This is a genomic window from Streptomyces sp. NPDC056231, from assembly GCF_048270745.1.
Lineage (GTDB): Bacteria > Actinomycetota > Actinomycetes > Streptomycetales > Streptomycetaceae > Streptomyces.
In genome coordinates this window covers 138,273-162,691 of record NZ_JBLVKW010000007.1, presented here as the reverse complement: position 1 = coordinate 162,691, position 24,419 = coordinate 138,273, and the positions used below count along the sequence as shown (strand labels likewise).

The window sequence follows — 24,419 nt, the reverse complement described above, 5'->3', positions numbered from 1 at the left end:
TGCGTGCGTTCCGCGTGGAAGGATGACCCGGAAACATCGCATATCAAGGAGATGACCGGGTGCCTGGCACGAATCTGACCCGCGAAGAGGCACAGGAGCGGGCGCGCCTGCTGACCGTGGACGCGTACGAGATCGATCTCGACCTCTCCGGCGCACAGGAGGGCGGCACCTACCGGTCCGTCACCACCGTGCGCTTCGAATCCGCCGAAGCCGGCGCGGAAACCTTCATCGACCTGGTCGCCCCGGCCGTGCACGAGGTCGAGCTGAACGGCAAGGCCCTGGACGTGGCCGCCGTCTTCCGCGACTCGCGGATCGCACTGCCGCACCTGCGGGCGGGCTCCAACGAGCTGCGGGTCGTCGCGGACTGCGCGTACACCAACACCGGCGAGGGCCTGCACCGCTTCGTCGACCCGGTCGACCAGCAGGCGTACCTGTACACGCAGTTCGAGGTGCCGGACGCCCGCCGGGTGTTCGCGAGCTTCGAGCAGCCCGACCTGAAGGCGACCTTCCAGTTCACCGTGAAGGCGCCGGCGGGCTGGAAGGTCATCTCGAACTCCGCCACCCCGGAGCCCACGGACGACGTCTGGGTCTTCGAACCGACGCCGCGCATCTCGACGTACATCACGGCCCTGATCGCCGGTCCGTACCACGCGGTGCACAGCAGCTACGAGAAGGACGGCCAGTCCGTTCCGCTCGGCATCTACTGCCGTCCCTCGCTCGCGGAGTTCCTCGACGCGGACGCGATCTTCGACGTCACACGGCAGGGCTTCGACTGGTTCCAGGAGAAGTTCGACTACGACTACCCGTTCGCCAAGTACGACCAGCTGTTCGTCCCGGAGTTCAACGCGGGCGCGATGGAGAACGCGGGCGCGGTCACCATCCGCGACCAGTACGTGTTCCGCTCGAAGGTGACGGACGCGGCGTACGAGCGGCGCGCGGAGACCATCCTGCACGAGCTGGCGCACATGTGGTTCGGCGACCTCGTCACCATGGAGTGGTGGAACGACCTGTGGCTGAACGAGTCGTTCGCCACGTACACCTCGGTCGCCTGCCAGGCGTACGCGGAGGGCTCGAAGTGGCCGAACGCCTGGACCACGTTCGCCAACAGCGAGAAGACCTGGGCCTACCGCCAGGACCAGCTGCCGTCCACGCACCCGATCATGGCGGACATCCGTGACCTGGACGACGTGCTGGTCAACTTCGACGGGATCACGTACGCCAAGGGCGCCTCGGTCCTGAAGCAGCTGGTGGCGTATGTCGGCATGGACGAGTTCTTCAAGGGCGTCCAGGCGTACTTCAAGGCGCACGCGTTCGGCAACACCCGCCTGTCCGACCTGCTGGGCGCGCTGGAGGAGACCTCCGGCCGCGACCTGAAGACCTGGTCGAAGGCATGGCTGGAGACGGCGGGCATCAACATCCTGCGCCCGGAGGTCGCCACCGACGAGAACGGTCACGTCACGTCGTTCACCGTCCTTCAGGAGGCCCCGGCGCTGCCCGCCGGCGCCAAGGGCGAGTCGACGCTGCGCCCGCACCGGATCGCGATCGGCTGCTACGACCTCGACGACTCCGGCAAGCTGGTCCGTACGAACCGGATCGAGCTGGACGTCGACGGCGAGCGCACCACCGTCCCGTTCCCGGCGAACACCGCCCGTCCGGCGGTCATCCTCCTCAACGACGACGACCTGTCGTACGCGAAGGTCCGCCTCGACGAGGAGTCCCTGCGGGTCGTCACCGAGCACCTCGGCGACTTCACCGAGTCGCTGCCGCGCGCCCTGTGCTGGGCCTCCGCCTGGGACATGACCCGTGACGGAGAGCTGGCGACGCGCGACTACCTTTCGCTCGTCCTGTCCGGCATCGGCAAGGAGTCGGACATCGGCGTCGTCCAGTCGCTGCACCGCCAGGTGAAGCTGGCCCTGGACCTGTACGCGGCGCCGGAGTCCCGCGAGGCGGCACTGGCGCACTGGACGGAGGCGACCCTCGCCCACCTGCGCGCCGCGGAGCCGGGCAGCGACCACCAGCTCGCCTGGGCCCACGCACTCGCGGCAACGGCCCGCAACCCGCAGCAGCTCGACCTGCTCCAGGCACTGCTCAACGGCACGGAGACGGTCGAGGGCCTCGTCGTCGACACCGAGCTGCGCTGGGCGTTCGTCGAACGACTTGCCGCGGTCGGCCTGCTGGACGAGGACGAGATCGCCGCCGAGTACGAGCGCGACAAGACGGCCGCCGGCGAACGCCACGCGGCGACCGCCCGCGCGGCACGTCCCACGGCCGAGGCGAAGGCGGAGGCATGGGCCTCGGTCGTCGAGTCGGACAAGCTTCCGAACGCCGTCCAGGAGGCGGTCATCGGCGGCTTCGTCCAGACCGACCAGCGCGAGCTGCTGGCCCCGTACTCCGAGCAGTTCTTCGCAGCGGTGAAGGACGTCTGGGACTCGCGCAGCTACGAGATGGCCCAGCAGATCGCCGTCGGCCTCTACCCGTCCCTCCAGGTCTCGCAGGAGACCCTGGACGCGACGGACGCCTGGCTGGACTCGGCGGAGCCGAACGCGGCACTGCGCCGGCTGATCTCCGAGTCGCGGGCAGGCGTGGAGCGCGCGCTGAAGGCCCAGGCGGCGGACGCGGCGGCGGCGACCGCGTAGCAGTAACAGCAGCTGAGCAGTGGGGGCGCTTCCTTCGGGGAGCGCCCCCTTCGCGTGCCTCGTCCGCGACCCCCAGGGGACATTCGCGTGGCGCGGCCGTTCGCCGGGCGGGAGCGGTAGGGCGTGAAGCTACGCGCCCGACTCCTCGTAACGGGTGGCCAGTTCGGCCGCTCCCGATTCGGTGAGCGTGCCGTGCAGGCGCATGCGGGCCACGCCGCCGTCCGGGAACGCGTCGAGGCGGACGTGAGTGACCACGGCCTGCGCGCGCAGGGGGAATCGGTGGAGGGTGTCGGGCTGGAGCTCGGTGCGGGGGATGATGTCGAACCATTCACCCGTCTCGCCGTTGCGGCCCCGGAGGGCGATCCAGCCGGCCGCGTTGCCCTTGAGGCAGGCTGTGTCGATCTCGACCGCGCGGACCGCGCCCTGGGCGACCAGGCGGAAGCGGACCCAGTCGTTCGTGTCGCGTACGCGGCGGCGGCGGTTCTCCCAGCCGTCGTCCATCTTGCGGGAGGTGCCGGGCAGGATGATCTGGGTCGGTGAGGAGTAGAAGCGGTCCGAGGCGTCCTCGTAGGCACCGCCGTTGACCACCGCGATCAGGTCGATCGTGCCGAGGGTGGCCAGCCATGCGGGGTCGGGGAGGACCTCGCCGTGGACGCGGAGGCGGGCTATGCCCCCGTCGGGGTGCTGGCAGAGGCGGACGTGGGTGTAGCGGCGGCCGCCGGTGATCTCGAACCCGTTGGCGGCGTGGCCCCGTACGGGGGTCGGCGGGACGATCTCCTCCCATTTCACGTCGTCGGCGAGGAGTTCGGAGGGGCTGGGTGAGCCCTCGACCGATGTCGCCTGGATCGAGACGCGCTGCGGGTAGTTGCCACGGAAGTGGGCGGTGTCGACGACGATGCCGCGGATGATGCCGGGGGCACCGAGGCGGACGAGGGCCCAGTCGTGGTCCTCGGGCGCCGGGAAGGGGTGTGCGGCGTCGGTGCCGCGGCGGCGGCGGGTCTCCCAGCCGTCCATGATCTTGCCCTTGTGCCCGAAGCGCTCAGGGTCGAACACGGCACGCTCGCGGATCAGCAGGTTCTCGCGCTCGGCGAAGAACTCGTCGTTCGCGGCGATCACGCCCGCACCGAGGCGGCGGTCGGCGAGGTCCACCAGTTCGGTGAAGGGGAAGTCGCCGGTGCGGTAGTCGGCGTAGGGGTCGCCTCCGCCATAGGGGGCCGCGTCGTTGGCGTGGGGGTCGTTGTCGGAGGCAGTGGTCTCGTTCGCGTCGAAGGTCATGTGGGTAACTGTCGCGCCGAATGACCCATCAGGTCCATCGAAAGTTTTCGCACAATTCCTTCAGCTCAGCTGAACGTATTCGCGCGGGCCGCGCTGGCCTGTTCGAGCGCGGCCAGGACCCGGGCCACCGCCGGCCCCTCCTCCGCCCCCTGCCGTACCGCCGCCATCACATGGCGCCTGGGCAGGTCCGCCTCCAGAACGCGCATCACCACACCCTTGCGGCGTTCTGCCGAGGCCATCCGCGGGATCAGGGCGACACCCATGTCCGCCTCGACCATGGCGAGGATCGCGGTCCACCCGGAGGCGCTGTGCGCCTGCTCCGGCACGAACCCGGCCGCCTCGCACGCGGCCGTGGTGATCTCCGACCAGGGGCCCGAACCGCCGAAGATCCACGGTTCTGCGGCGAGGTCGGCCAGCCGGAGCCCTGGGGCGTCCGCGAGCCGGTGACCGGCGGGGAGGGCGACGTCGAGCGGGTCGGTCAGCAGAGGGCGGAGGGTGAAGCGGGGATCGTGGGCGGTCGGTGCGTGCGCGGCGAGGGAGAGCGCGAGGTCGACGTCGCCGGCCGACAGGAGCTGGTACGCCTCCGCGGCCTCCGCCTCCCGTACCCGCACCGACGGTCCCGGCCGGCCGTCGGCGCGCAGGAGCCGGACCGCCGGTACGACGAGGGCGGGCACCGCCGTCGAGAAGGCGCCGACCCGCACCTCCCCCGCCTCGCCCCGCAGGTAGCCGGTCAACTCGGCATCGGCGCGTTCCAGCTGGGCGAAGACCGCTTCGGCGTGGCGGAGTACGAGGTGCGCGGCATCGGTGAGCCGGACGCGTCGCCCCTGTGCTTCCAGCAGGGGTACGCCCAGCTGCTTGGCCAGGTTGGAGAGCTGCTGGGACACCGCGGAGGGGGTCATCAGCAGCGCCTCGGCCGTCGCCGTGACGGTCCCGCGCTCGCTCAGCGTGCGCAGAATCCGGAGCTTCTTGATGTCCCACTCGGTCATGTCCGCACATTATCCGCCGCCGCGGACCCGGCCCGCGAGGAAGGGCGCTCCGCCGGAACGCACAACAGGGCGCCTCGACGTGCCTGACGCACGCCGAGGCGCCCTGGGACAGCGCTGGTGTGGCTACGCAGTTCTGGCGCTGCGCAACCGGAGGGTCAGGCGTGCTTCTTGGACTTGTCCAGGAGCATGACCAGACCCGTGATGATCACGAACAGAGCGATGGGGGCCACGACGTACAGGCCGATCGTTTCGATCGCGCTCAGGCCGGGGCCCGGGTCGTCGCCGGCGTCACGCGTCAGCGCAAGCGCAGGGGACGACATGAGCAGCATCATCAGCGTCGTACCGGCCGCCACGGCGCCGGCGCGCATTGCGTTCTTCTTGTCCACAGTGCAAACGTAGCGAACGCCTAGGAGCGGCGCGCGCCCGGGGGTACCGTACGGGGACGGGGGCGACTGTTCTCGGGGCCGAGGACCTCCATCAGGCGGTGCAGACGAGGGGATGCGGCGAGCTCCTCCAGGGTGACCGGGTGGCCCTCCGCGTCGGCGATGGGCAGCCGCCAGTTGGGGTACTGGTCCCAGGTGCCCGGCAGGTTCTGCGGGCGGCGGTCGCCGACCGTGTCCGGGAGCCAGATGCCGACCATGCGGGCGGGGGTACGGAGCAGGAAGCGGTGGACGGCCCGGACCGCGCCCTCCTCGTCGCCCGCGCCCTCCGGGAACAGTCCGAGTCGGGCGAGCAGGGCGAGCCACTCGGCGGTGTCGGCGGCGTCCTCGGTCTGTTCCTGCTCCAGGGTGCGGGTGAGCAGGCCGAGACGGTGGCGGAGCGTCACGTGGTCGCCGGTCAGCCGAGCGGCGGTGGACGGCAGGTCGTGGGTGGTGGCGGTGGCCAGGCATCCCTCGCGCCAGGCCTGCGGGGGCAGCGGGCGGCCGGTGCCCGCCCAGTCGCGCTCGAACCAGAGCACGGACGTGCCGAGCACTCCGCGCCGGGCGAGTGCTTCGCGTACGCCGGGTTCGACCGTGCCGAGATCCTCCCCTATGACGACCGCGCCGGCCAGGTGCGCCTCCAGGGCGAGGACGGCGAGCATCGCCTCGGCGTCATGACTGACGTATGTGCCCTCGGTCGGCGGCTTTCCCTCGGGAACCCACCAGAGCCGGAACAGGCCCATGACGTGGTCGATGCGGAGGGCGCCCGCGCGGGAGAGGAGACCGCGGAGCAGTCCGCGGTACGGGGCGTAGCCGGATGCGGCGAGGACGTCGGGGCGCCACGGGGGCAGCCCCCAGTCCTGGCCGCGCGCGTTGAACGCGTCCGGGGGTGCGCCGACCGACATGCCGTGCGCGAAGGCGTCCTGCTGCGCCCAGGCGTCGGCGCCGCCGGGGTGCACGCCGACGGCGAGGTCGTGGACGATGCCGACCGCCATCCCGGCGTCCCGCGCGGCGCTCTGGGCGGCGCCGAGCTGGGTGTCGGTCAGCCAGGCGAGCCGGCAGTGGAAGTCGACCCGGTCGAGGAGTTCGCCACGGGCGCGGGCGGTCTGCGGGGAGCGGGGGTCGCGCAGCCCGGCCGGCCAGGCGTGCCAGTCGGAGCCGTGCACCTCGGCGAGGGCGCACCACAGGGCGTGGTCCTCCAGGGCCTGCCCCTGCTCGGCGAGGAAGTCGCAGTAGGCGGCGCGGCGGCCGGGGGTCAGCGGGACCTCCGATACGAGTTCGAGAGCCTGGCGCTTGAGTTCCCAGACGGCGTCCCGGTCGATCAGGGCGCCCTTGTTCAGGACCGCCTCGCTGAGGGCTTCGGCACTTTGCCGCAGGTCGTCGAGGGCGGCCCGGTCCCGCACGTGCCCGTACTCAGGGATCGACTCGATGTGCAGATGGACGGGGTCGGGGAAGCGGCGCGATGAGGGGCGGTACGGGGACGGGTCGGTGGGTCTGTCCGGTACGGCGGCGTGCAGCGGATTGACCTGGACGAACCCGGCGCCGAGGGTCCGGCCCGACCAGGCGGCGAGGTCGGCGAGGTCGCCGAGGTCGCCCATGCCCCAGGAGCGCCCGGAGAGCAGGGAGTAGAGCTGAACGAGGAAGCCATGGGTGCGCCGGGGCGACTGGGGCACCCGGGCTGGGGCGACGATCAAAGTGGTGGTGGCGGACCGGCCGTGCTGGGTACGCACGGTCAACCGGTGCACGCCGAGCGAAGGTTCGGCCCACCAGGCGGGGGTGGCAGTGCTCACCGTGGAAACGGCCGGATCCGGCTGTCCGCCCGCCACCCTCATCCGTGGCGGCCGGGGCGATCCGGCCGCTCCCTCTGGCTCGATGTCCAGTGTGGTGCCCGGGCTCAGTGCGGTCAGGGCGGGCGGCAGGGGCTCCCCGGCCCACACCACGAGCGTCGGCGGGAGCAGCCGGGAGGCGGCCGCCGACTCGGCGGCGGAGAGTGATTCCCGTACCGCTTCGGGGGTGGTGGCGTCCACGCCCAGCGCGGCGAGCACGGTGATCACCGTGCCGTCGGGGACGGTCACCGTGACATCCGCGGACGGGGAGTAGGAGGTGGCGACGCCGTGCATTGCGGCAAGCCGGGACAGGCCCATTCAGACTCCTGGGGACTCCGTGCCCCCCGCGGTGCCGGGGGCGGTCGGCTCGCTGGTCAGTGGGGCGACGGCAGCGAGCGGCGGCTCGCTCGTCAAAGGGATGGCTGCGGCGTGCGGCGGCTCGCTCGTGAGAGGAATTGCGTCGGCGAGCGGCGGCTCGCTGGTGAGAGGAATGACGTCGGCGGATGCGGGTTCGCCGGTGAGCGGGGCGGGACCCGGTACCTGTTCGGTCAGGGCGGAGAGCAGAAGCTGCGCGGCAGCGGGCATGGCGGCCTCCTGGCCGTGGACAAGTGGACACAGCAGGCCTACCCAGCGGGGGCGACCGCAGACATAGGCGCTACAACAACGACCCCAACGTGCCCTGGGTCACATTCCGTTCCCCAGAGGCCGGTCACCCGTAAACCGTCCGCCGTTTTCGGCCGTTCGGCGTCATCCCTGCTGCGGTCCGCCGATCGCTGACCACATCTCACCCCACCCACCGCATCGGGCATATGCGGCACAACGGTCACACACATTGACACCCTCGCGCCCGGGTGGTGGGCTCGGATCCCATCGATGGGAGCGAGGGAGTACGGCATGCAGCTCAGGCGCAGAAAGCAGGCGGCGGCCGTCGCGGCCGCCGTGCTCGGCGGACTGCTCTCCACCGGCTCCCCGGCCGCCTTCGCCGCACCCTCGGGCCCCGGCTCTCCCGCCGTTTCGGCATCCGACCGTACCGACGACGGCGCGCTGCCCACCGTGTGGCCTCGCCCGCAGGCCATCAAGGCGTCCGGAGCCGCCGTACCGCTCTCCACCGAGGTGACCCTCCTCGCCGGTGCGCGCACCGATCCGTACGCCCTCGACGCAGCCCGGCAGGTGCTGCGCGACGCAGGCGTACGGACCGTCCACGAGGCGCTGCCGGGCCGCGGGCCGGTCATCCGGCTCGGCGGCGACGACGCCCAGGACGCCCTGCGGGCCCTGCACGCCCCGGAGCGCACCGATCTGCCGTCCGGCGGCTACCGGATAGCGGTCGGTACGGTCGCGGGCCGCCCCACCATCGCCCTGGACGGCCTCGGCGACGACGGCCTCTTCCACGCCGTGCAAACGCTGCGTCAGCTGATCCGGAACGGAAGCGTCGCCGGGGTCACCGTGCGGGACTGGCCGGGCACCACCGTGCGCGGCATGACCGAGGGCTTCTACGGGCATCCGTGGACGCGTGCGGAGCGGCTCGCGCAGATCGACTTCATGGGGCGGACGAAGCAGAACCGGTACCTCTACGCGGCGGGCGACGACCCGTATCGGCAGGCCCGCTGGCGCGATCCGTACCCCGCCGAACGGCGCGCCGACTTCCGGGCGGTGGCCGAACGGGCCCGCGCCCAGCATGTGACGCTCGGCTGGGCGGTCTCGCCCGGCCAGGCCATGTGCATGTCCTCGGACAGCGATGTGAAGGCGCTGACGCGGAAGATCGACGCCATGTGGGCACTCGGCGTGCGCGTCTTCCAGCTGCAGTTCCAGGACGTCAGCTACAGCGAATGGCACTGCGACGACGACCGGGACACCTTCGGCAGCGGCCCCGAGGCGGCGGCCAGGGCCCAGGCGCGGGTCGCGAGCAAGGTGGCACAGCACCTCGCGGACCGGTACCCGGATGCGGAGCCGCTGTCGGTGATGCCGACGGAGTTCTACCAGAACGGGGTCACCGACTACCGCGCGGCTCTCGCGAAGGAGCTGGACGACCGCGTGCAGATCGCCTGGACCGGCGTCGGGGTCGTGCCGAGGACAATCACCGGCGGAGAACTGGCCGGGGCTCGCGCCACGTTCCGGCATCCGCTCGTCACGATGGACAACTACCCGGTCAACGACTACGCACAGGACCGCATCTTCCTCGGCCCGTACACCGGCCGGGACCCGGCGGTCGCAATCGGTTCGGCGGCGCTGCTCGCCAACGCGATGGAGCAGCCGTCCGCGTCCCGCATCCCGCTGTTCACCGCCGCCGACTTCGCCTGGAACCCACAGGGCTACCGGGCGCAGGAGTCCTGGCAGGCGGCCATCGACGATCTGGCGGGCGGCGACGCCCGCACCCGGGACGCGCTGCGGGCGCTGGCCGGGAACAGTGCGACGTCCGTGCTGGGCGGCGACGAGTCCGCGTATCTGCGGCCGTTGTTCGCCGCGTTCTGGAACTCCCGTACGACGACAAACGCCACGGCGCGGGCCGACGCGGCACGCGAGCTGCGGGCCGCTTTCACCGTGATGCGGGAGGCCCCGCAGCGGCTGAAGGGCCCGGCGGACGGGCGGCTCGACGACGAAGTGCGTCCCTGGACCGAGCAGTTGGCCCGGTACGGACGGGCGGGCGAACTCGCCGTCGATCTGCTGCAGGCCCAGGCACGCGGCGACGGCGCGGCCGCGTGGAAGGCGTCGCTGGCCCTGGAGCCGCTGCGCACTGAGGTCAGGGCGAGCGGGGCGACGGTCGGCAAGGGGGTGCTCGACCCCTTCCTGGACCGGGTGCGCAAGGAGGCCGACGCGTGGACCGGTGCCGACCGGGACACCGGTACGGTGACCGAGGCCCCGGGCAGCTATACGGTCCGGCTGAACCGGGCCCGCCCGATGGAGGCCGTGACCGCGATGACCGTTCCGGGCGCCGGGACGGACGCGACGCTGCAGGCCCATGTGCCGGGCGAGGGCTGGCGCAGCCTCGGCCCGGTGTCGCGGACGGGCTGGACCCAGACCGCGGCCAAGGGCCTCAGAACCGACGCGATCCGGCTGATCTGGCCCACCGGCTCCATGGCGAAGGCCCCGGGAGCGAGCCCGGGCACGCTGCCCCCGATCGTCTCCGGAATCGCCACCGCACCCCAAGCCCTCCGGGTACGCGCCCTCGTGCCGTGGTTCGGTGACGAGCCCGCGGCCAGGCTGGACCTCGTACGCGGTGAGACGGACGCCGAGATCGGTGGCCGGCCGCAGCGGGTCGCGGCGCGGCTCGCCGCCCGCCGCCTCACCGAGGTGCGCGGCACACTCACCGTGAAGGCGCCCCGGGGCATCGAGGTGACCATCCCGAAGCAGACGACGGTGCCGCGCGGGTCACGTACCGACGTCCCCGTGGAGATCACCGTCCCGGCGGACACCCCGGCCGGTGAGTACGAGGTGCCGATCGGCTTCGGCGGGGAGGAGAGCACCCTCACCGTGCGGGCCTACCCGCGGACCGCCGGGCCCGATCTGGTGCGTACGGCCACCGCCTCCTCGTCCGGCGACGAGACCCCCGACTTCCCGGCGGCCGCCGCGTCGGACGGCGATCCGGCCACCCGCTGGTCGTCCCCGGCCGAGGACGGCGCCTGGTGGCAGGCGGAACTGGCGGAGCCCGCCAGGATCGGGCAGGTGGTACTGCGGTGGCAGGACGCGTACGCCTCCCGCTACCGCATACAGGTCTCCGCGGACGGCCGCAACTGGCGCACGGCGGCGACCGTCCGGGACGGCAAGGGCGGGCGCGAATCCGTCCGCATGGACGCGAAGGACACCCGCTTCCTCAGGGTCCAGGGCGACGCCCGCGGCACCGAGTTCGGCTACTCGCTCTGGTCCGTGGAGGCGTACGCCGTCGAGGACAGCCCTTGAGAGGGGCTCTCCCGTCACCCCTGGGGCTGCCCCGGGGACGACAAAGGCCCGGGTCCTCAGGCTGAGATGCCATCGATCCGGGCCATTGCGTCGTCCGCGCCGAAGGGTTGCAAGTACGGCAGCCAGCGCGGGTCCCGGTGCCCCGTCCCGATGATCCGCCAGGCGAGTCCCGTCGGCGGGGCGGGCTGCTGGTGCAGCCGCCAGCCGAGCTCCGGCAGATGCCGGTCGGCTTTGACGTGGTTGCAGCGGCGGCAGGCCGCCACCACGTTGTCCCAGGCGTGCTGTCCGCCTCGGCTGCGGGGGATGACATGGTCGACGCTGGTCGCGGCGGCGCCGCAGTACATGCATCGCCCGCCGTCCCTGGCGAAGAGCGCCCGGCGGGTCAGTGGAACGGGCCCCCGATAGGGAACCCGTACGAACCGCTTCAGGCGGACGACGCTCGGGGCTGGGATGGCGCGGGTGGCGCTGTGCATGAGGGCGCCTGACTCTTCAAGGCAGATGGCCTTGTTCTCCAGGACGAGGACGAGCGCGCGGCGGAGCGGTACGACGCCGAGCGGCTCGTACGACGCGTTGAGAACCAGGACATGCGGCACGGTGGATGCCTCCTTGTACGCCGGCGGCGCGTGGCTCGCGCCGGGACGATCCGATCTCAGTCTCTCCTCATGCCTGGTCAATCCGCCACCACGTGCGGGTAACGGGCCGGAAGGATTTTCCCGGGTCCCTGCCGTCGGCACGGCCCGCAAGCGCCGGAACACGTGCTGGGGAGGCCGTTGCCGGAGCGGTCCCGGAATCGATGTGCGATCGGCCACAATCAGCCTCGCACCCCGTTCGCGGAACCGGCTGCCCTTGCCATATCCCCGGGTGAGGCGTGCCTCTCCCCTCCGTCACGGCAATGGAGCACTCCCGATACCCCGTTAGTGTGGTTGGTCAGCCCACGTCCATCTGGAGGTTCCGCCGTGTCCCTGTCCGCCCTGTTGGCCGCAGCCCCGTCACCCGAGCCCGGCGGCTCGCTGGACGAAGCCGCCAAGCAGGCCGGTCACGCCGCGGGCTGGGTGGAGGAGAACTGGTCCACCTGGCTGAACACCGGTCTGCGCATCGTCCTCATCGCAGTCATCGCGGTCATGTTGCGCATCGCGATCCGCCGTGCTCTCACCAAGCTCATCGAGCGGATGAACCGCAGCGCCCAAGCCGTCGAGGGCACCGCTCTCGGCGGCCTGCTGGTCAATACGGAACGCCGCCGTCAGCGCTCCGAGGCGATCGGGTCCGTACTCCGGTCGGTCGCTTCGTTCCTGATCCTCGGTACGGCCGCCCTGATGATCCTGGGCGCCTTCCAGATCGATCTGGCGCCGCTGCTCGCCTCCGCCGGTGTCGCGGGTGTGGCACTCGGTTTCGGTGCGCGCAACCTCGTCACCGACTTCCTCTCCGGTGTCTTCATGATCCTTGAGGACCAGTACGGCGTCGGGGACACCATCGACGCGGGCGTCGCCTCCGGTGAGGTCATCGAGGTCGGTCTGCGGGTCACCAAGCTGCGTGGTGACAGCGGTGAGATCTGGTACGTCCGCAACGGCGAGGTGAAGCGGATCGGCAACCTCAGCCAGGGCTGGTCGACCGCCGGGGTGGATGTGCAGGTACAACCCACGGAGGACCTCGGCCGGGTACGTACGCTGATCACCGAGGCCGCCGGGCTGATGGCCAAGGAGGACCCGTGGAACGAGCGCCTGTGGGGTCCGGTGGAGATCCTCGGGCTGGACTCGGTGCTCCTGGACTCGATGACGGTCCGGGTGACCGCGAAGACGATGCCGGGCAAGGCGCTGGGCGTGGAGCGCGAGCTGCGCTGGCGGATCAAGCTGGCCTTCGACGAGGCGGGCATCCGGATGGTCGGTGGCGTGCCGGCCCAGCCGGACGAGCCGTCGGCGGCGGACCCGACCGCCGGCATGGCTGCCCCGTCCGCGTACGCGTCGACGACATCCCCGCAGTCGCTGGCCGCGACACCCATCCCGCCGTCGAACCTGGCCAAGTAGCACCGCGGAACCACGGGCGCCCCGCCCGGCCCCTGAGGGCCTGTGGGGCGCCCTTCGGCGTGAAAGCGGGTTGAACGGCGGTGGCGGGCAGCCGATGACACCGGGACGGGCCCCGGGCGGCAGTACAGGAGACCGGGGCTCGGAAGCAGCTCATTCCTGGCCCGCCCGAGGGGTGCCGGGCGGCCGGGCCCTGGCAGCGCTCGCGCCCACCCGCCCCACGGACGGCACAACCGGACTCGGCGCCACCGGCCGTACCACTCCGCCCAACCCCGCCGAAGCGGGCCCGGTTCGGCCTGAATGCGCCTGAGGGCTGTCCCGTGATCGCCGGCGGGACAGCCCTCCGTCCGGCTCGCCGGATAACGCTTTGGTTGCCGCCGGCGCTCGGCCCATTGACGCGTCGGTGACGTGCGCCCTACCGTCCTCTCATCGAATAGGAAACTTTCCTAACAGAGGGCGGGTGCAGCACGCATGGCCGGAACGACACCCGGAACCCCCCGCGTCCTGCGGGCCATGAACGACCGGGCCGCCCTCGATCTGCTGCTGGAGCACGGACCCCTCTCGCGTACGAAGATCGGGAAGCTGACCGGACTCTCCAAGCCCACCGCGTCGCAGCTGCTGGCCCGCCTGGAGGCGGCCGGTCTGGTCGTCGCCACCGGGACCGTGGCCGGGCGGCCGGGGCCCAATGCCCAGCTGTACGCGGTGAACGCCCGTGCCGCCCATGTCGCCGGTCTCGATGTGAACGCCCACCGGATCGTCGCCGCCATTGCCGATGTGACCGGTGAGACGGTCGGCGAGTTCGAGCTGCGCACCCCGGGACGGCGCGCCGACAGTGTGGTGCGGCAGGTGGCGGACGCGCTGGACGGGGCCATCAAGGACGCCGGGCTCACCCGCTCCGATGTGCACCGGGTCGTCATCGGTACACCGGGCGCCTTCGACCCCGGTACCGGGCGGCTGCGGTACGCCTCCCACCTGCCCGGCTGGCACTCCCCCACCCTGCTCGACGAGCTGGCCGCCTTCCTGCCGATGCCGGTCGAGTACGAGAACGACGTGAACCTCGTCGCGGTGGCCGAGCAGCGGCTCGGCGCGGCCCGCGGCCACGACGACTTCGTCCTGCTGTGGAACGAGGAGGGGCTCGGCGCCGCCCTCGTCATCGGCGGACGGCTGCACCGCGGCTTCACCGGCGGCGCCGGTGAGGTCGGTTTCCTGCCGGTGCCCGGTGTCCCGCTGGTCCGTCAGGTCGCCAAGGCGAACTCGGGCGGCTTTCAGGAGCTGGCGGGCGCTCAGGCGCTGCCCCGACTGGCCCGGGAGCTCGGCATCGACGCCGAGCCGGCCCGCGCCACCGGTACCCATCACGAGGTCGCGGCCGGCCTGATCACCCGGGCCGCCGCGGCCGCGGAGCAGGGCGAGGACGGCCCGTACGCCCGGCTCCTCGATCTGTTCGCCACCGGCCTCGCGACCGGCCTGGCCTCCATGGTCGCCGTACTCGACCCCGAACTCGTGGTTCTCTCCGGCGAGTTGATCGCCTCCGGCGGGGAACCGCTGCGCGCCCGGGTGCAAGCGGAGCTCGCCGAACTGGCGGCCTCCAGGCCCCGGCTGATCATCGGTGGCGTCACGCACCGGCCCGTACTGCGCGGGGCGCTGGAGAGCGCCCTCGCCACCACCCGCGACGAAGTCTTCGACACGTCGCGCTGACCCGCCCGCCGCACGTCCGTCCCTTCCCTGCCCCAACCCTTCATCGGGAGACACCGCCATGTCCGGAAACCGCCGGAAGACGGCCGCCGCGCTCGCCGCGACCGCCGCGATATCCCTTCTCGCCTCCGCCTGTACCGGTCAGAGCGGCTCCGGTGCCCACGATGACGCGTCCAAGGAGACGACCATCACCTTCTGGCACGGCTGGAGTGCCCCGAACGAGGTCAAGGGAATTCAGGCCACCGTCGACGCCTTCGAGAAGGCGCACCCCAACATCCATGTGAAGGTCGTCGGCAACATGACCGACGACAAGATCAACCAGGCGCTGCGGGCGGGCGGTTCCAAAGCCCCGGATGTGGTCTCCTCGTTCACCACGAACAATGTGGGCAAGTTCTGCTCGTCCAAGGCGTTCGTCGACCTGAATTCCTTCCTGAAGAAGGACGGGATCGACGCGGACAGGACGTTTCCGAAGGCGATGAACGAGTACACCCAGTTCAACGGGGTCCGGTGCACGCTGCCGCTGCTCGGGGACGCGTACGGGCTGTACTACAACAAGGACGCCTTCAAGGCCGCGGGTATCGCTTCCCCGCCGAAGACCTGGTCGGAACTCGCCGCGGACGCGAAGAAGCTGACGAAGACCAAGGGCGACTCGTACGAGCAGCTCGGCTTCATGCCGAACTACCACGGTTACGAGACGACGACCGAGCACTACCTCGGCGGCTGGAACCCGACGTACTTCGACGGCGACGGCAAATCGAACATCGCCAAGGACCCGGCGTTCGCGTCGATGCTGACCACGCAGAAGAAGCTGGTCGACGACCTGGGCGGCTACGCGAAGCTGGAGAAGTTCCGCACCACGTTCGGTGACGAGTGGGGCGCCAAGCACCCGTTCCACACCGGCCAGGTGGCCATGCAGCTGGACGGCGAGTGGCGGCTCGGCATGGCCGAGGACACCAAGCCGAAGTTCGAGATCGGCGTGGCCCCGATGCCCGTCGCCGACAACGAGGCCGACACCTACGGCAAGGGCTATCTGACCGGCACCATCGCCGGTATCGCCGCCACTTCGCAGAAGCAGAACGCGGCGTGGGAGCTGGTGAAGTTCATGACCACCGACACCGACGCGGTGGTCGACTTCGCCAACGCCATTCACAACGTTCCGTCCACGCTGGCGGCGCTGAAGTCGCCGAAGCTGAAGTACGACCCGCGGTTCCAGACGTTCCTGGACATCGCCGCGAACCCGAAGAGCACCACCACCCCGCCCTCGGTGAACGGCGGCGCGTACCTGGTGTCCCTGCAGAACCTCGGATTCGACATCGAGAAGGGCAAGCAGACGGACATCAAGGCGGGTCTGGAGAAGACCGCCGAGGAAATCGACGCGGCGATCGCACAGGCGAAGTAGAACCGCGATGAGCACACGTACGGGCACGTACACACTGGGCTCGAAGCGCCGCCGCGCGGCGCTGCGGACGGCGGCCTTCATGTCGCCGTGGCTGATCGGGTTCTGCGTCTTCTTCGCCTATCCGCTGATCTCCACGGTCTATTTCTCCTTCACCCAGTACGACGGCTTCGCGCCCCCGGAGTTCGACGGGCTGAAGAACTGGTCGTATGTCTTCAACGAGTACCCGTTGTTCTGGCCCGCCCTGCGGAACACGCTGTGGCTGGTCGTGGTCATGGTCAGCTGCCGGGTCGTCTTCGGTCTCGGCGTCGGTCTGCTGATCACCAAGATCAAGACCGGTACCGGCGTCTTCCGGACCTTGTTCTACCTGCCGTACCTGGCGCCGCCGGTCGCGGCGACCCTGGGCTTCGTCTTCCTGCTCAACCCGGGCACCGGGCCGGTCAATTCACTCCTCGGCGATCTGGGGCTGCCCACGCCGGGCTGGTTCACCGACGCCACCTGGTCCAAGCCGGCCCTGACCGCGCTCGCGGTCTGGGGCGTGGGCGACCTGATGGTGATCTTCATGGCCGCGCTGCTCGACGTACCGAAGGAGCAGTACGAAGCGGCGGAGCTGGACGGGGCGACCGCGTACCAGCGGTTCCGCTTCGTCACACTGCCGAACATCTCGCCGATCGTGATGTTCGCCGTGGTCACCGGGATCATCCAGACGATGCAGTACTACACCCAGCCGCTCGTGGCCGGGAAGGTCGCCTCGGGGGTGATGGGCGGCTCCGGGCAGCAGTTCGAACCGGGCTATCCCGACAAGTCGACACTGACGCTTCCGCAACTCGTCTACAACCTCGGCTTCCAGCGTTTCGACTACGGCTCCGCCTGTGTGGTCGCGCTCGTTCTCTTCGTACTCGCCATGGCGTTCACCGCACTGCTGATGCGACGCCGCAGCGGGCTGATCCAGGCAGGTGAGTGACGTGGCGCAGGCTCTCGACACCCTCAAGGCCGCCGGCCCGTCGGCCGGACCGGTCACCCCGGCCGAGCGCGTCGCACGCCGCAAGGCGCTGCTGAACTGGATCGCCGTGCACGCGCTCGGCGTCGCGGCCGCACTCTTCTTCGTGCTGCCGTTCGTCTTCCTGTTCCTGACCTCTCTGATGAGCGACCAGCAGGCGCTGACCAGGGATCTGTGGCCGCACCCCTTCGAGTGGGACAACTACCGCAAGGTGTTCGACACGCCGGGCTTCCTGACCTGGTGGAAGAACACCCTGCTGTACGCGGGACTCGGCACCGTCCTCACGGTTGCGTCGTCACTGCCCGTGGCGTACGCGCTCGCCAAGTTCCGTTTCCGCGGCCGCCGGCTGTCGCTGATGCTCGTCATCTCGATGATGATGCTGCCGCCGCAGGTCGTCGTCATTCCGATGTATCTGTTCTGGGCGAAGCAGCTGGACATGTCCGGCACGCTCTGGCCGCTGATCATCCCGATGGCCTTCGGTGACGCGTTCTCCATCTTCCTGCTGCGGCAGTTCCTGCTGACCATCCCGAACGAGTACCTCGACGCGGCGAAGGTCGACGGCTGCGGCGAAGTACGCACCCTGCTCAAGGTGGTGCTGCCGATGGCCAGACCAGGCATCGCGGCCGTCGCACTGTTCCAGTTCTTCTACGCCTGGAACGACTACTTCGGGCCGCAGATCTACGCCTCCGAGAACCCGGCCGCCTGGACACTCAGTTACGGCCTGGAATCCTTCAAAGGCGCACACCACACCGACTGGAACCTGACCATGGCCGCGACCGTACTGGTCATGGCCCCCGTGATCCTCGTGTTCTTCTTCGCTCAAAAGGCATTTGTCGAAGGCGTCACACTGACCGGAGTAAAGGGCTGACCCATGAAGCTCGCAGTAGTTGGTGGCGGGTCCACCTACACCCCTGAACTGATCGACGGTTTCGCCCGGCTGCGGGACACGCTGCCCATCGAGGAGCTCGTGCTCGTCGACCCGGCGGCCGACCGTCTCGACCTCGTCGGCGGTCTCGCCCGGCGGATCTTCGCCAAGCAGGGCCACCCGGGGCGGATCGTCACCACCTCGGACATCGACGCGGGCGTCGCCGACGCCGACGCGGTCCTGCTGCAGCTGCGCGTGGGCGGTCAGGCCGCCCGCAACCAGGACGAGACATGGCCGCTGGAGTGCGGCTGCATCGGCCAGGAGACCACCGGGGCCGGCGGTCTCGCCAAGGCGCTGCGCACCGTCCCGGTCGTCCTCGACATCGCCGAGCGGGTCCGTCGCACCAACCCCGACGCGTGGATCATCGACTTCACCAATCCGGTCGGCATCGTGACCCGGGCGCTGCTCCAGGCCGGCCACAAGGCCGTCGGCCTGTGCAACGTGGCCATCGGCCTCCAGCGGAAATTCGCCAGGCTGCTCGACGTCACCCCAGGTGAGGTGCACCTCGACCATGTCGGGCTCAACCACCTGACGTGGGAGCTCGGAGTGCGGATCGGCGGCCCTGACGGCGAGAACGTCCTGCCGAAGCTGCTCGCCGAGCACGGCGCCGCGATCGCCGACGATCTGCGCATGCCGCGGGCGATCGTCGACCGGCTCGGCGTCGTCCCCTCGTACTATCTGCGGTACTTCTACGCCCACGACGAGGTCGTGCGGGAGCTCGGCACCAAACCGTCCCGGGCGGCGGAGGTCGCCGCGATGGAGAAGGAACTCCTCGCCATGTACGGCGACCCGGCGCTGGACGAGAAGCCCGCGCTGCTCGCCAAGCGCGGCGGCGCGTTCTACTCGGAGGCGGCCGTGGACCTGGCGTCCTCGCTGCTGGGCTCCGGCGGCGCGGCGGTACAGGTCGTCAATACCTACAACAGGGGGACGCTGCCGTTCCTGCCGGACGACGCGGTGATCGAGGTGCAGGCCCGGGTCGACGGCACGGGGGCGACGCCGCTCGCCGTTCCGGAGCTGGACCCGCTGTACGCGGGGCTGATCGCCAACGTGACGGCGTACGAGGACCTCGCCCTGGAAGCGGCGCTGCGCGGCGGCCGGGCCACCGGTCGGGCGGGTGGGAGAGACGCAGTCTTCAAGGCGCTGCTCGCCCATCCCCTGATCGGCCAGTTCGAGTACGCCGAGGCGCTCACCGACAAGCTGATCGCGCACAACCGGGAGCACCTCGCGTGGGCGTGAACGCTGCGGTCCTCGCCATCGACGCGGGGAACAGCAAGACCGATGTGGCCCTGATCGGACCGGACGGAACGCTGCTGAGCTCGGTGCGCGGAGGCGGCTTCCAGCCGCCGACCGTCGGCATCGATGCGGCCGTGGACGTCCTGGCCGCGGCGATCGGGGAGGCGCTGGCGAAAGCACGCGTGTTCAGCGAGCCGGTGGACTCCGTCGCGCATGTGTCGGCGTGTCTGGCCAATGCCGATCTCCCGGTCGAGGAGCACGCGCTCGCCGCGGCGCTGCAGGCCCGTGACTGGGGCCGCACGGTGGAGGTCCGCAACGACACGTTCGCGATACTGCGTGCCGGGGTCGACGAGCCCCGGGGCGTGGCCGTCGTCTGCGGCGCGGGGATCAACTGTGTCGGCATGGTGCCGGACGGGCGGACCGCGCGCTTCCCCGCCATCGGCCGGATCTCCGGTGACTGGGGCGGCGGTTCGGGGCTCGCCGAGGAGGCCCTGTGGTTCGCCTCGCGGGCCGAGGACGGGCGCGGCGAACCGACCGAACTGGCGCGCACCCTGCCTGCCCACTTCGGGCTCGACTCGATGTACGCGCTGATCGAGGCGCTGCATCTGGGGCACATCGAGTTCGAGCGACGGCACGAGCTGACACCGGTGCTGTTCGCGACCGGTGCGGCCGGGGACCCGGTGGCGCGCGGCCTCGTGCACCGGCTGGCGGAGGAGGTCGTCGCGATGGCGTCGGTCGCGCTGACCCGCCTCGGGCTGCTGGACGAGGACGCACCGGTGGTCCTGGGCGGCAGCGTGCTGGCGGCGCGCCACCCGCAGCTGGACGACCGGATCGCCGAACTCCTCGCGGCACGGGCCCCGAAGTCGGTGGTCCGGGTGGTCCAGGAGCCGCCGGTGCTGGGGGCCGGCCTGCTGGGGCTGGACCACACGGGGGCTGCGCCGGAGGTGCACAGCATGCTGCGTGCGCAGTACGGCTGACACCTCGGCAGACGGGCACTGAGGGGGCGTCCTGCGGTTGATCACACCGCAGGACGCCCCTTGCACAAGGGAACCGATCAGTCGTCCCGAGCGTGTTCATGAGTGGGGAGATCGGTCCGCACCGAGGGTTGTTCCGCCGATTCGTCTTGATCGGCGGCGCCTGCCTTGATCGAATGCGTGGTGCATCCGAGGATCGATGCGATCCAGGCGTTCCTGGTGTGGATGTCGGTCCCTGCGGCCATACTTCTGGCCGGGTGCCAGTCCCCTGATCGGCCGGGGGAATGGCCACCGTCAGCGACCGAGGGGGAGGTCACGTGACATACCCGCCGAATGTGCGCACGGCGCCGGACCACGTGCCGGCCCAGCCGCCCGCGCCCGCTTCCGTGCCCGCGCCGCGCCGCGGTGCCTGGTCCGAGCCGTCGGCGCGGCTGCGTGCGGCGGCGACGACCGAACCGGGCAGGCTCCAGATCATCGGGGCCGTGCTGGCGGCGCTCGTCGTCGCGTTCGGGGCCGTGACGGCGATCGAGGTCTCCGACCGGGCGGCCGCCGCAGACGACGTGGTGAGCCGCAGTCAGCCGCTGAGCGCCGAGGCGGCGAACATCTACCGCTCCCTGGCCGATGCGGACACCGCGGCTGCCAGTGGATTCCTGGCGGGGGCGCAGGAGCCGCGCGATGTCCGCGAACGGTACGACAAGGACATCAAGGACGCGTCCCGGCTGCTGGTGAAGGCGGCGTCCACCACGGACGCCGCGTCGCCGTCCGGCCAGGAGATCGCCACGCTCAACCAGGAACTCCCCCGGTACACCGGCCTGATCGAGCGGGCCCGCGCCAACAACCGGCAGGGGCTGCCGCTCGGCGGCGCCTACCTCCGGTACGCGAACCAGAAGATGTCCAAGGAGCTCCTCCCCGCCGCCGAGCGGCTCTACACAGCGGAGACCGGACGGCTCGACCAGGACTACGATTCCGCCCGGGCCTGGCCGTTCTTCTCGCTGGGTCTCGGTGCCGTCGCGCTGGGCGGGCTGTTCTGGGCGCAGCGGCGCAACTACCGCAGGACGAACCGGGTCTTCAATCACGGGCTGCTCGCCGCGACCGCCGCTTCCACGGTGCTGATGCTGTGGCTGGCCGTGGGACACACGGTCGCACGCACCGAACTGCGGGACGCCGATGTGCACGGGCAGCAGTCGCTCGATGTGCTCAACCAGGCACGGATCAACTCGCTGAAGGCACGCGCCAATGAGCTCCTGACCGTGGTCGCCCGCGGCGCGGTGCTCACCGCCGACGGCAAGAACGACAAGTACGAGACCGACTACACCACGGGCATGAAGGCCCTCGGCGATGAGCTGAGGACGGCCAGGAAGCTCGCCGACGACTCCCAGGGGAGCGGGCCGGTGGCGCACGCCATCAGCGGTGTCTCCGAGTGGCAGACCCGCCACCGGACCGCCCGCAAGACCGACGACAACGGCGACTACGAGAGCGCGCTGAAGCAGATCATCGGGGCGAAGGACTCCACCGGGGAGTCCTTCAACGAGGTGGACGACGCGCTGCAGCAGGCACTCGCCCATGAGCAGGGCGAGTTCACCCGGGCCGCGAAGAGCGGGCGCGGGGCGCTCGGCGGGCTGCCGGCCGGGGCGGCGGCTCTCGCCACGCTGGCCGCGGTCGCCGCGATCATCGGGGTCAACCGCAGGCTGTCGGAGTACCGGTGAGAGGGGGAGCGATGACCAGGACTGGTTCCGCCCGGGCCGGACTGCGCGGCTGGGGCGGGGTGACGGGGATGGCCGTGGCCTGCGCGCTGACGGCCTCACTCACCCTGCTGCCGCTCTCGCGCGGCGGCGCCGGCTCCTTCGACGTCGGTGTCTCCGGGCCGGGTACGGCGACGGCGGTGCCCGTCCGGGCCGGCGACTGCAAGGACCCGGAGGCGAGCCTGCAGCCGTCGATCGCCGACGGACCGAGCATCGCGAAGATCAAGGCGCGCGGGAGGCTGATCGCGGGGGTCGACCAGAACAGCTTCCGCTGGGGCTACCGCAATCGGGAGACGGGCAGGCTCGAGGGCTTCGACATCGATCTGGTGCGAGCCATCGCGCAGGACATCCTGGGCGACCCCGACAAGGTGATCTTCCGGGCGATCCCCACCAACCAGCGCATCGCCGCCCTGGAGAACGACAGGGTCGATGTCGTCGTGCGAACGATGACGATCAACTGCAGCCGGCTCGACCAGGTTTCCTTCTCCACCGCCTACTTCCAGGCCGGGCAGCAGGTCCTCGCACCGAAGGACTCGCCGATCACGGGATACGACAAGTCCCTGGCCGGCAAGCGGGTCTGCACCGCGGAGGGCTCCACGGCGTACGAGGCGCTGGAGAAACAGTCCTTCGGCGCGGTGTTCAAGGACGAGCACGACGGCACGGAGGCGGACGAGGACCGGCTCACCGTCCCCAACCAGCTGGACTGCCTGGTCCGGCTGCAGCTGGGCGAGGTCGACGCTGTGGTCACGGACAACGCGCTGGCTGCGGGACAGGCCGCCCAGGATCCGGCCATCGCCCTCAAGGGCGACAAGCCGTTCACCACCGAGTACTACGGCGTGGCCACGAAGCACGGCGCGAACGACCTGGTGGCCCGGGTCAACCACGTACTGGTCGACTACCGCAGGGGTGGTGCGGACAGCCCCTGGATGGTGTCGTACCGGAAGTGGCTGGCGACCGGACTGCCCGGCATAACGGCGCCGCCTGCGCCCAAGTACCGGAGCAATTAGTCCTTGATCCCGCCGGGTCCGCCCGGCGGGGAGAGCGAAGAGGTGATCGATGGGCGTCGCGGGCCCCTTCCCCGGCTATGCGGGGAGGCCCCCCGGCCCGGTCATGGACCGGGACGAGGCGGACCGTGCGCTGGCCCGGCTCGGCGCGGAGCACGAGGCGATCGAGACCTCGCTCCTCGCCCTGCAGGACCATGCGGGCCGCCGGCTCCTGGAGGGCGCCGATCTGACCGGTGTCACCAAGGAGCGCTGGGCCGCCACCGAGCAGTCGATCACGCTGCTGTGGGGGTATTTCGACGCCTATGCCGGGGCGATCGACGCGGCACGTGAGATACGGGCCAGGCGTCGTTTCCCCAACCGTGACGACCTGCTGGCGCTGACCGAGCTTCTGCGCGGCCAGGGCGTCACGGTGGCGTCCACCGCCACCCGGCCCGATCCGTCCATCACCGGTCCGGCCAGACTCTCCGAGCGGTTCACGCTGGAGGAGCTGGTCGCCCGGATGAACGAGCTGTACGCGCGCTCGCTGGACATGGTCGTCGCCTCCGACTCGGTATGGTCCGCGCTGCCCGCCCGGATAGATCTGCTCGCCGCCGAGCTGCACCGGACGCGTTCGCTGGCACACTCCGTCGGCGTGCGTCCCGGAGAGCACCCGGCGGGCGACGACCTGGAGTCGATCACCCAGGAGCTGGCCACGCTGCGGGTCCAGGTGATCTCCGACCCGCTGGCGTTCTGGCTGCCGGGTCCCGGCAGCGCGGCGCCCGGCGGCGGACGTCCGGACACGACGCGCTACGACCGGGCGGCCCGCGCGCTGGACGACGTGCGGCGGGAGATCGAGGCGGTGATCGCGGTCCGCCAGGACGCCGAGCAGCGCCTGGTCCACCTGCGCGACGTGCTCTCCCGCGCGGACCGCACGCTGGCCGAGGCCCGGTCGGCTCGCGGCGAGGTGCTGGCGAAGATCGCCGCGTCCGAGGTGCCCGCGGTCAGCGGTCCGCCGACCGCGCTGCAGGAGCGGCTGGCCGCCGCGTCGGAGTACCGCAGGCACGCCCAGTGGCACCGGCTCTCCCCGCTGCTGGAGTCGCTGGAACGGGAGGCGGAGGACGAACTGCTGCGGGCCCGCGAGTCACTGTCGGCGGTCACCGCGCCACTGGCGGTCCGGGCGGAGCTGCGTGGCCGGCTCGACGCGTACAAGGCGAAGGTCGCCCGGCACGGGCTGGCTGAGGACCCGCTGCTGATCGAGCGGTACGACGCGGCGCGCCGGATGCTGTGGAGCGCCCCGTGCGATCTGCGGGTCGCGGGGCAGGCGGTGCTGCGCTATCAGGAGGCGGTGGCGGAACTGCTGGACGTCCGCCGGTCGTCCGCACCGGAGGATCGGCGATGAGCGCGCAAGGTGAACGGGCCG

Annotated in this window: 18 protein-coding genes; 12 read left to right on the top strand and 6 right to left on the bottom strand. The window is 70.9% G+C overall.

Annotated elements, in window-relative coordinates; all coding sequences use genetic code 11:
* Positions 1-59 precede the first annotated feature (59 nt).
* A complete protein-coding gene (gene pepN / locus ACNPQM_RS09080; RefSeq protein ID WP_418083591.1) occupies positions 60-2,636 on the top strand; it encodes an aminopeptidase N in 2,577 nt (858 codons plus the stop codon).
* Between the two features lie 129 nt (positions 2,637-2,765).
* Here pepN and alc read toward each other — a convergent pair whose 3' ends face one another.
* From alc to ACNPQM_RS09055, 5 genes are all read right to left on the bottom strand, one after another.
* Positions 2,766-3,911, bottom strand: coding sequence for an allantoicase (alc, locus tag ACNPQM_RS09075; protein ID WP_358858710.1), 1,146 nt, complete (start codon positions 3,909-3,911; stop codon positions 2,766-2,768).
* A gap of 65 nt (positions 3,912-3,976) precedes the next feature.
* Complete coding sequence (locus tag ACNPQM_RS09070) at positions 3,977-4,897, bottom strand: LysR substrate-binding domain-containing protein (protein ID WP_418083590.1); 921 nt, start codon at positions 4,895-4,897, stop codon at positions 3,977-3,979.
* A gap of 155 nt (positions 4,898-5,052) precedes the next feature.
* Entirely contained in the window at positions 5,053-5,283 is a 231-nt protein-coding gene (locus ACNPQM_RS09065) for a hypothetical protein (protein ID WP_358858708.1), read from the bottom strand.
* Between the two features lie 20 nt (positions 5,284-5,303).
* Positions 5,304-7,460, bottom strand: a complete 2,157-nt coding sequence (gene malQ, locus ACNPQM_RS09060; protein ID WP_418083589.1) for a 4-alpha-glucanotransferase — start codon at positions 7,458-7,460, stop codon at positions 5,304-5,306.
* Entirely contained in the window at positions 7,461-7,727 is a 267-nt protein-coding gene (locus ACNPQM_RS09055) for a hypothetical protein (RefSeq protein ID WP_358858706.1), read from the bottom strand.
* A gap of 309 nt (positions 7,728-8,036) precedes the next feature.
* Here ACNPQM_RS09055 and ACNPQM_RS09050 point away from each other — a divergent pair, with 309 nt between their 5' ends.
* Entirely contained in the window at positions 8,037-11,036 is a 3,000-nt protein-coding gene (locus ACNPQM_RS09050; RefSeq protein ID WP_418083588.1) for a beta-N-acetylglucosaminidase domain-containing protein, read from the top strand.
* A gap of 56 nt (positions 11,037-11,092) precedes the next feature.
* Here ACNPQM_RS09050 and ACNPQM_RS09045 read toward each other — a convergent pair whose 3' ends face one another.
* Positions 11,093-11,629, bottom strand: a complete 537-nt coding sequence (locus ACNPQM_RS09045) for an HNH endonuclease (protein ID WP_037698282.1) — start codon at positions 11,627-11,629, stop codon at positions 11,093-11,095.
* Between the two features lie 363 nt (positions 11,630-11,992).
* Here ACNPQM_RS09045 and ACNPQM_RS09040 point away from each other — a divergent pair, with 363 nt between their 5' ends.
* The 10 genes from ACNPQM_RS09040 to ACNPQM_RS08995 all read left to right on the top strand — a co-directional run bounded on the left by ACNPQM_RS09040 (position 11,993) and on the right by ACNPQM_RS08995 (position 24,398).
* Positions 11,993-13,057 carry a mechanosensitive ion channel family protein gene (locus ACNPQM_RS09040; RefSeq protein WP_358858704.1) on the top strand — a complete coding sequence of 355 codons (1,065 nt, stop codon included), beginning with the start codon at positions 11,993-11,995 and terminating at the stop codon, positions 13,055-13,057.
* Positions 13,058-13,525: 468 nt separating this feature from the next.
* Positions 13,526-14,749, top strand: a complete 1,224-nt coding sequence (locus ACNPQM_RS09035) for an ROK family transcriptional regulator (protein WP_418083587.1) — start codon at positions 13,526-13,528, stop codon at positions 14,747-14,749.
* A gap of 58 nt (positions 14,750-14,807) precedes the next feature.
* The gene (locus ACNPQM_RS09030) at positions 14,808-16,145 is read left to right on the top strand and encodes an ABC transporter substrate-binding protein (RefSeq protein ID WP_418083586.1); all 1,338 of its coding nucleotides are present in this window, start codon (positions 14,808-14,810) and stop codon (positions 16,143-16,145) included.
* Between the two features lie 79 nt (positions 16,146-16,224).
* Positions 16,225-17,106 carry a carbohydrate ABC transporter permease gene (locus ACNPQM_RS09025; protein ID WP_418083620.1) on the top strand — a complete coding sequence of 294 codons (882 nt, stop codon included), beginning with the start codon at positions 16,225-16,227 and terminating at the stop codon, positions 17,104-17,106.
* A gap of 1 nt (position 17,107) precedes the next feature.
* On the top strand, positions 17,108-18,010 hold the full coding sequence (locus tag ACNPQM_RS09020) for a carbohydrate ABC transporter permease (RefSeq protein ID WP_418083585.1): 903 nt from the start codon (positions 17,108-17,110) through the stop codon (positions 18,008-18,010).
* Positions 18,011-18,013: 3 nt separating this feature from the next.
* Complete coding sequence (locus ACNPQM_RS09015) at positions 18,014-19,303, top strand: 6-phospho-beta-glucosidase (RefSeq protein WP_418083584.1); 1,290 nt, start codon at positions 18,014-18,016, stop codon at positions 19,301-19,303.
* Positions 19,294-20,277 (top strand): N-acetylglucosamine kinase, encoded by a 984-nt coding sequence (locus ACNPQM_RS09010; RefSeq protein WP_418083583.1) that lies wholly within the window; start codon positions 19,294-19,296, stop codon positions 20,275-20,277. The genes ACNPQM_RS09015 and ACNPQM_RS09010 overlap by 10 nt, the downstream gene beginning before the upstream one ends.
* Before the next feature lie 314 nt (positions 20,278-20,591).
* The gene (locus tag ACNPQM_RS09005) at positions 20,592-21,980 is read left to right on the top strand and encodes a hypothetical protein (RefSeq protein ID WP_418083582.1); all 1,389 of its coding nucleotides are present in this window, start codon (positions 20,592-20,594) and stop codon (positions 21,978-21,980) included.
* Between the two features lie 11 nt (positions 21,981-21,991).
* Positions 21,992-23,023, top strand: a complete 1,032-nt coding sequence (locus ACNPQM_RS09000; protein WP_418083581.1) for a glutamate ABC transporter substrate-binding protein — start codon at positions 21,992-21,994, stop codon at positions 23,021-23,023.
* Between the two features lie 49 nt (positions 23,024-23,072).
* Complete coding sequence (locus ACNPQM_RS08995; RefSeq protein WP_418083580.1) at positions 23,073-24,398, top strand: hypothetical protein; 1,326 nt, start codon at positions 23,073-23,075, stop codon at positions 24,396-24,398.
* Positions 24,399-24,419 lie beyond the last annotated feature (21 nt).

Coding starts and splice junctions, on each gene's coding strand:
- alc (WP_358858710.1), bottom strand. CDS start 3,911: ATGACCTTCGACGCGAACGAGACCACTGCCTCCGACAACGACCCCCAC.
- ACNPQM_RS09070 (WP_418083590.1), bottom strand. CDS start 4,897: ATGACCGAGTGGGACATCAAGAAGCTCCGGATTCTGCGCACGCTGAGC.
- ACNPQM_RS09030 (WP_418083586.1), top strand. CDS start 14,808: ATGTCCGGAAACCGCCGGAAGACGGCCGCCGCGCTCGCCGCGACCGCC.
- ACNPQM_RS09025 (WP_418083620.1), top strand. CDS start 16,225: ATGTCGCCGTGGCTGATCGGGTTCTGCGTCTTCTTCGCCTATCCGCTG.
- ACNPQM_RS09000 (WP_418083581.1), top strand. CDS start 21,992: ATGACCAGGACTGGTTCCGCCCGGGCCGGACTGCGCGGCTGGGGCGGG.
- malQ (WP_418083589.1), bottom strand. CDS start 7,460: ATGGGCCTGTCCCGGCTTGCCGCAATGCACGGCGTCGCCACCTCCTAC.
- ACNPQM_RS09055 (WP_358858706.1), bottom strand. CDS start 7,727: ATGCCCGCTGCCGCGCAGCTTCTGCTCTCCGCCCTGACCGAACAGGTA.
- ACNPQM_RS09015 (WP_418083584.1), top strand. CDS start 18,014: ATGAAGCTCGCAGTAGTTGGTGGCGGGTCCACCTACACCCCTGAACTG.
- ACNPQM_RS09035 (WP_418083587.1), top strand. CDS start 13,526: ATGGCCGGAACGACACCCGGAACCCCCCGCGTCCTGCGGGCCATGAAC.
- ACNPQM_RS08995 (WP_418083580.1), top strand. CDS start 23,073: ATGGGCGTCGCGGGCCCCTTCCCCGGCTATGCGGGGAGGCCCCCCGGC.
- ACNPQM_RS09050 (WP_418083588.1), top strand. CDS start 8,037: ATGCAGCTCAGGCGCAGAAAGCAGGCGGCGGCCGTCGCGGCCGCCGTG.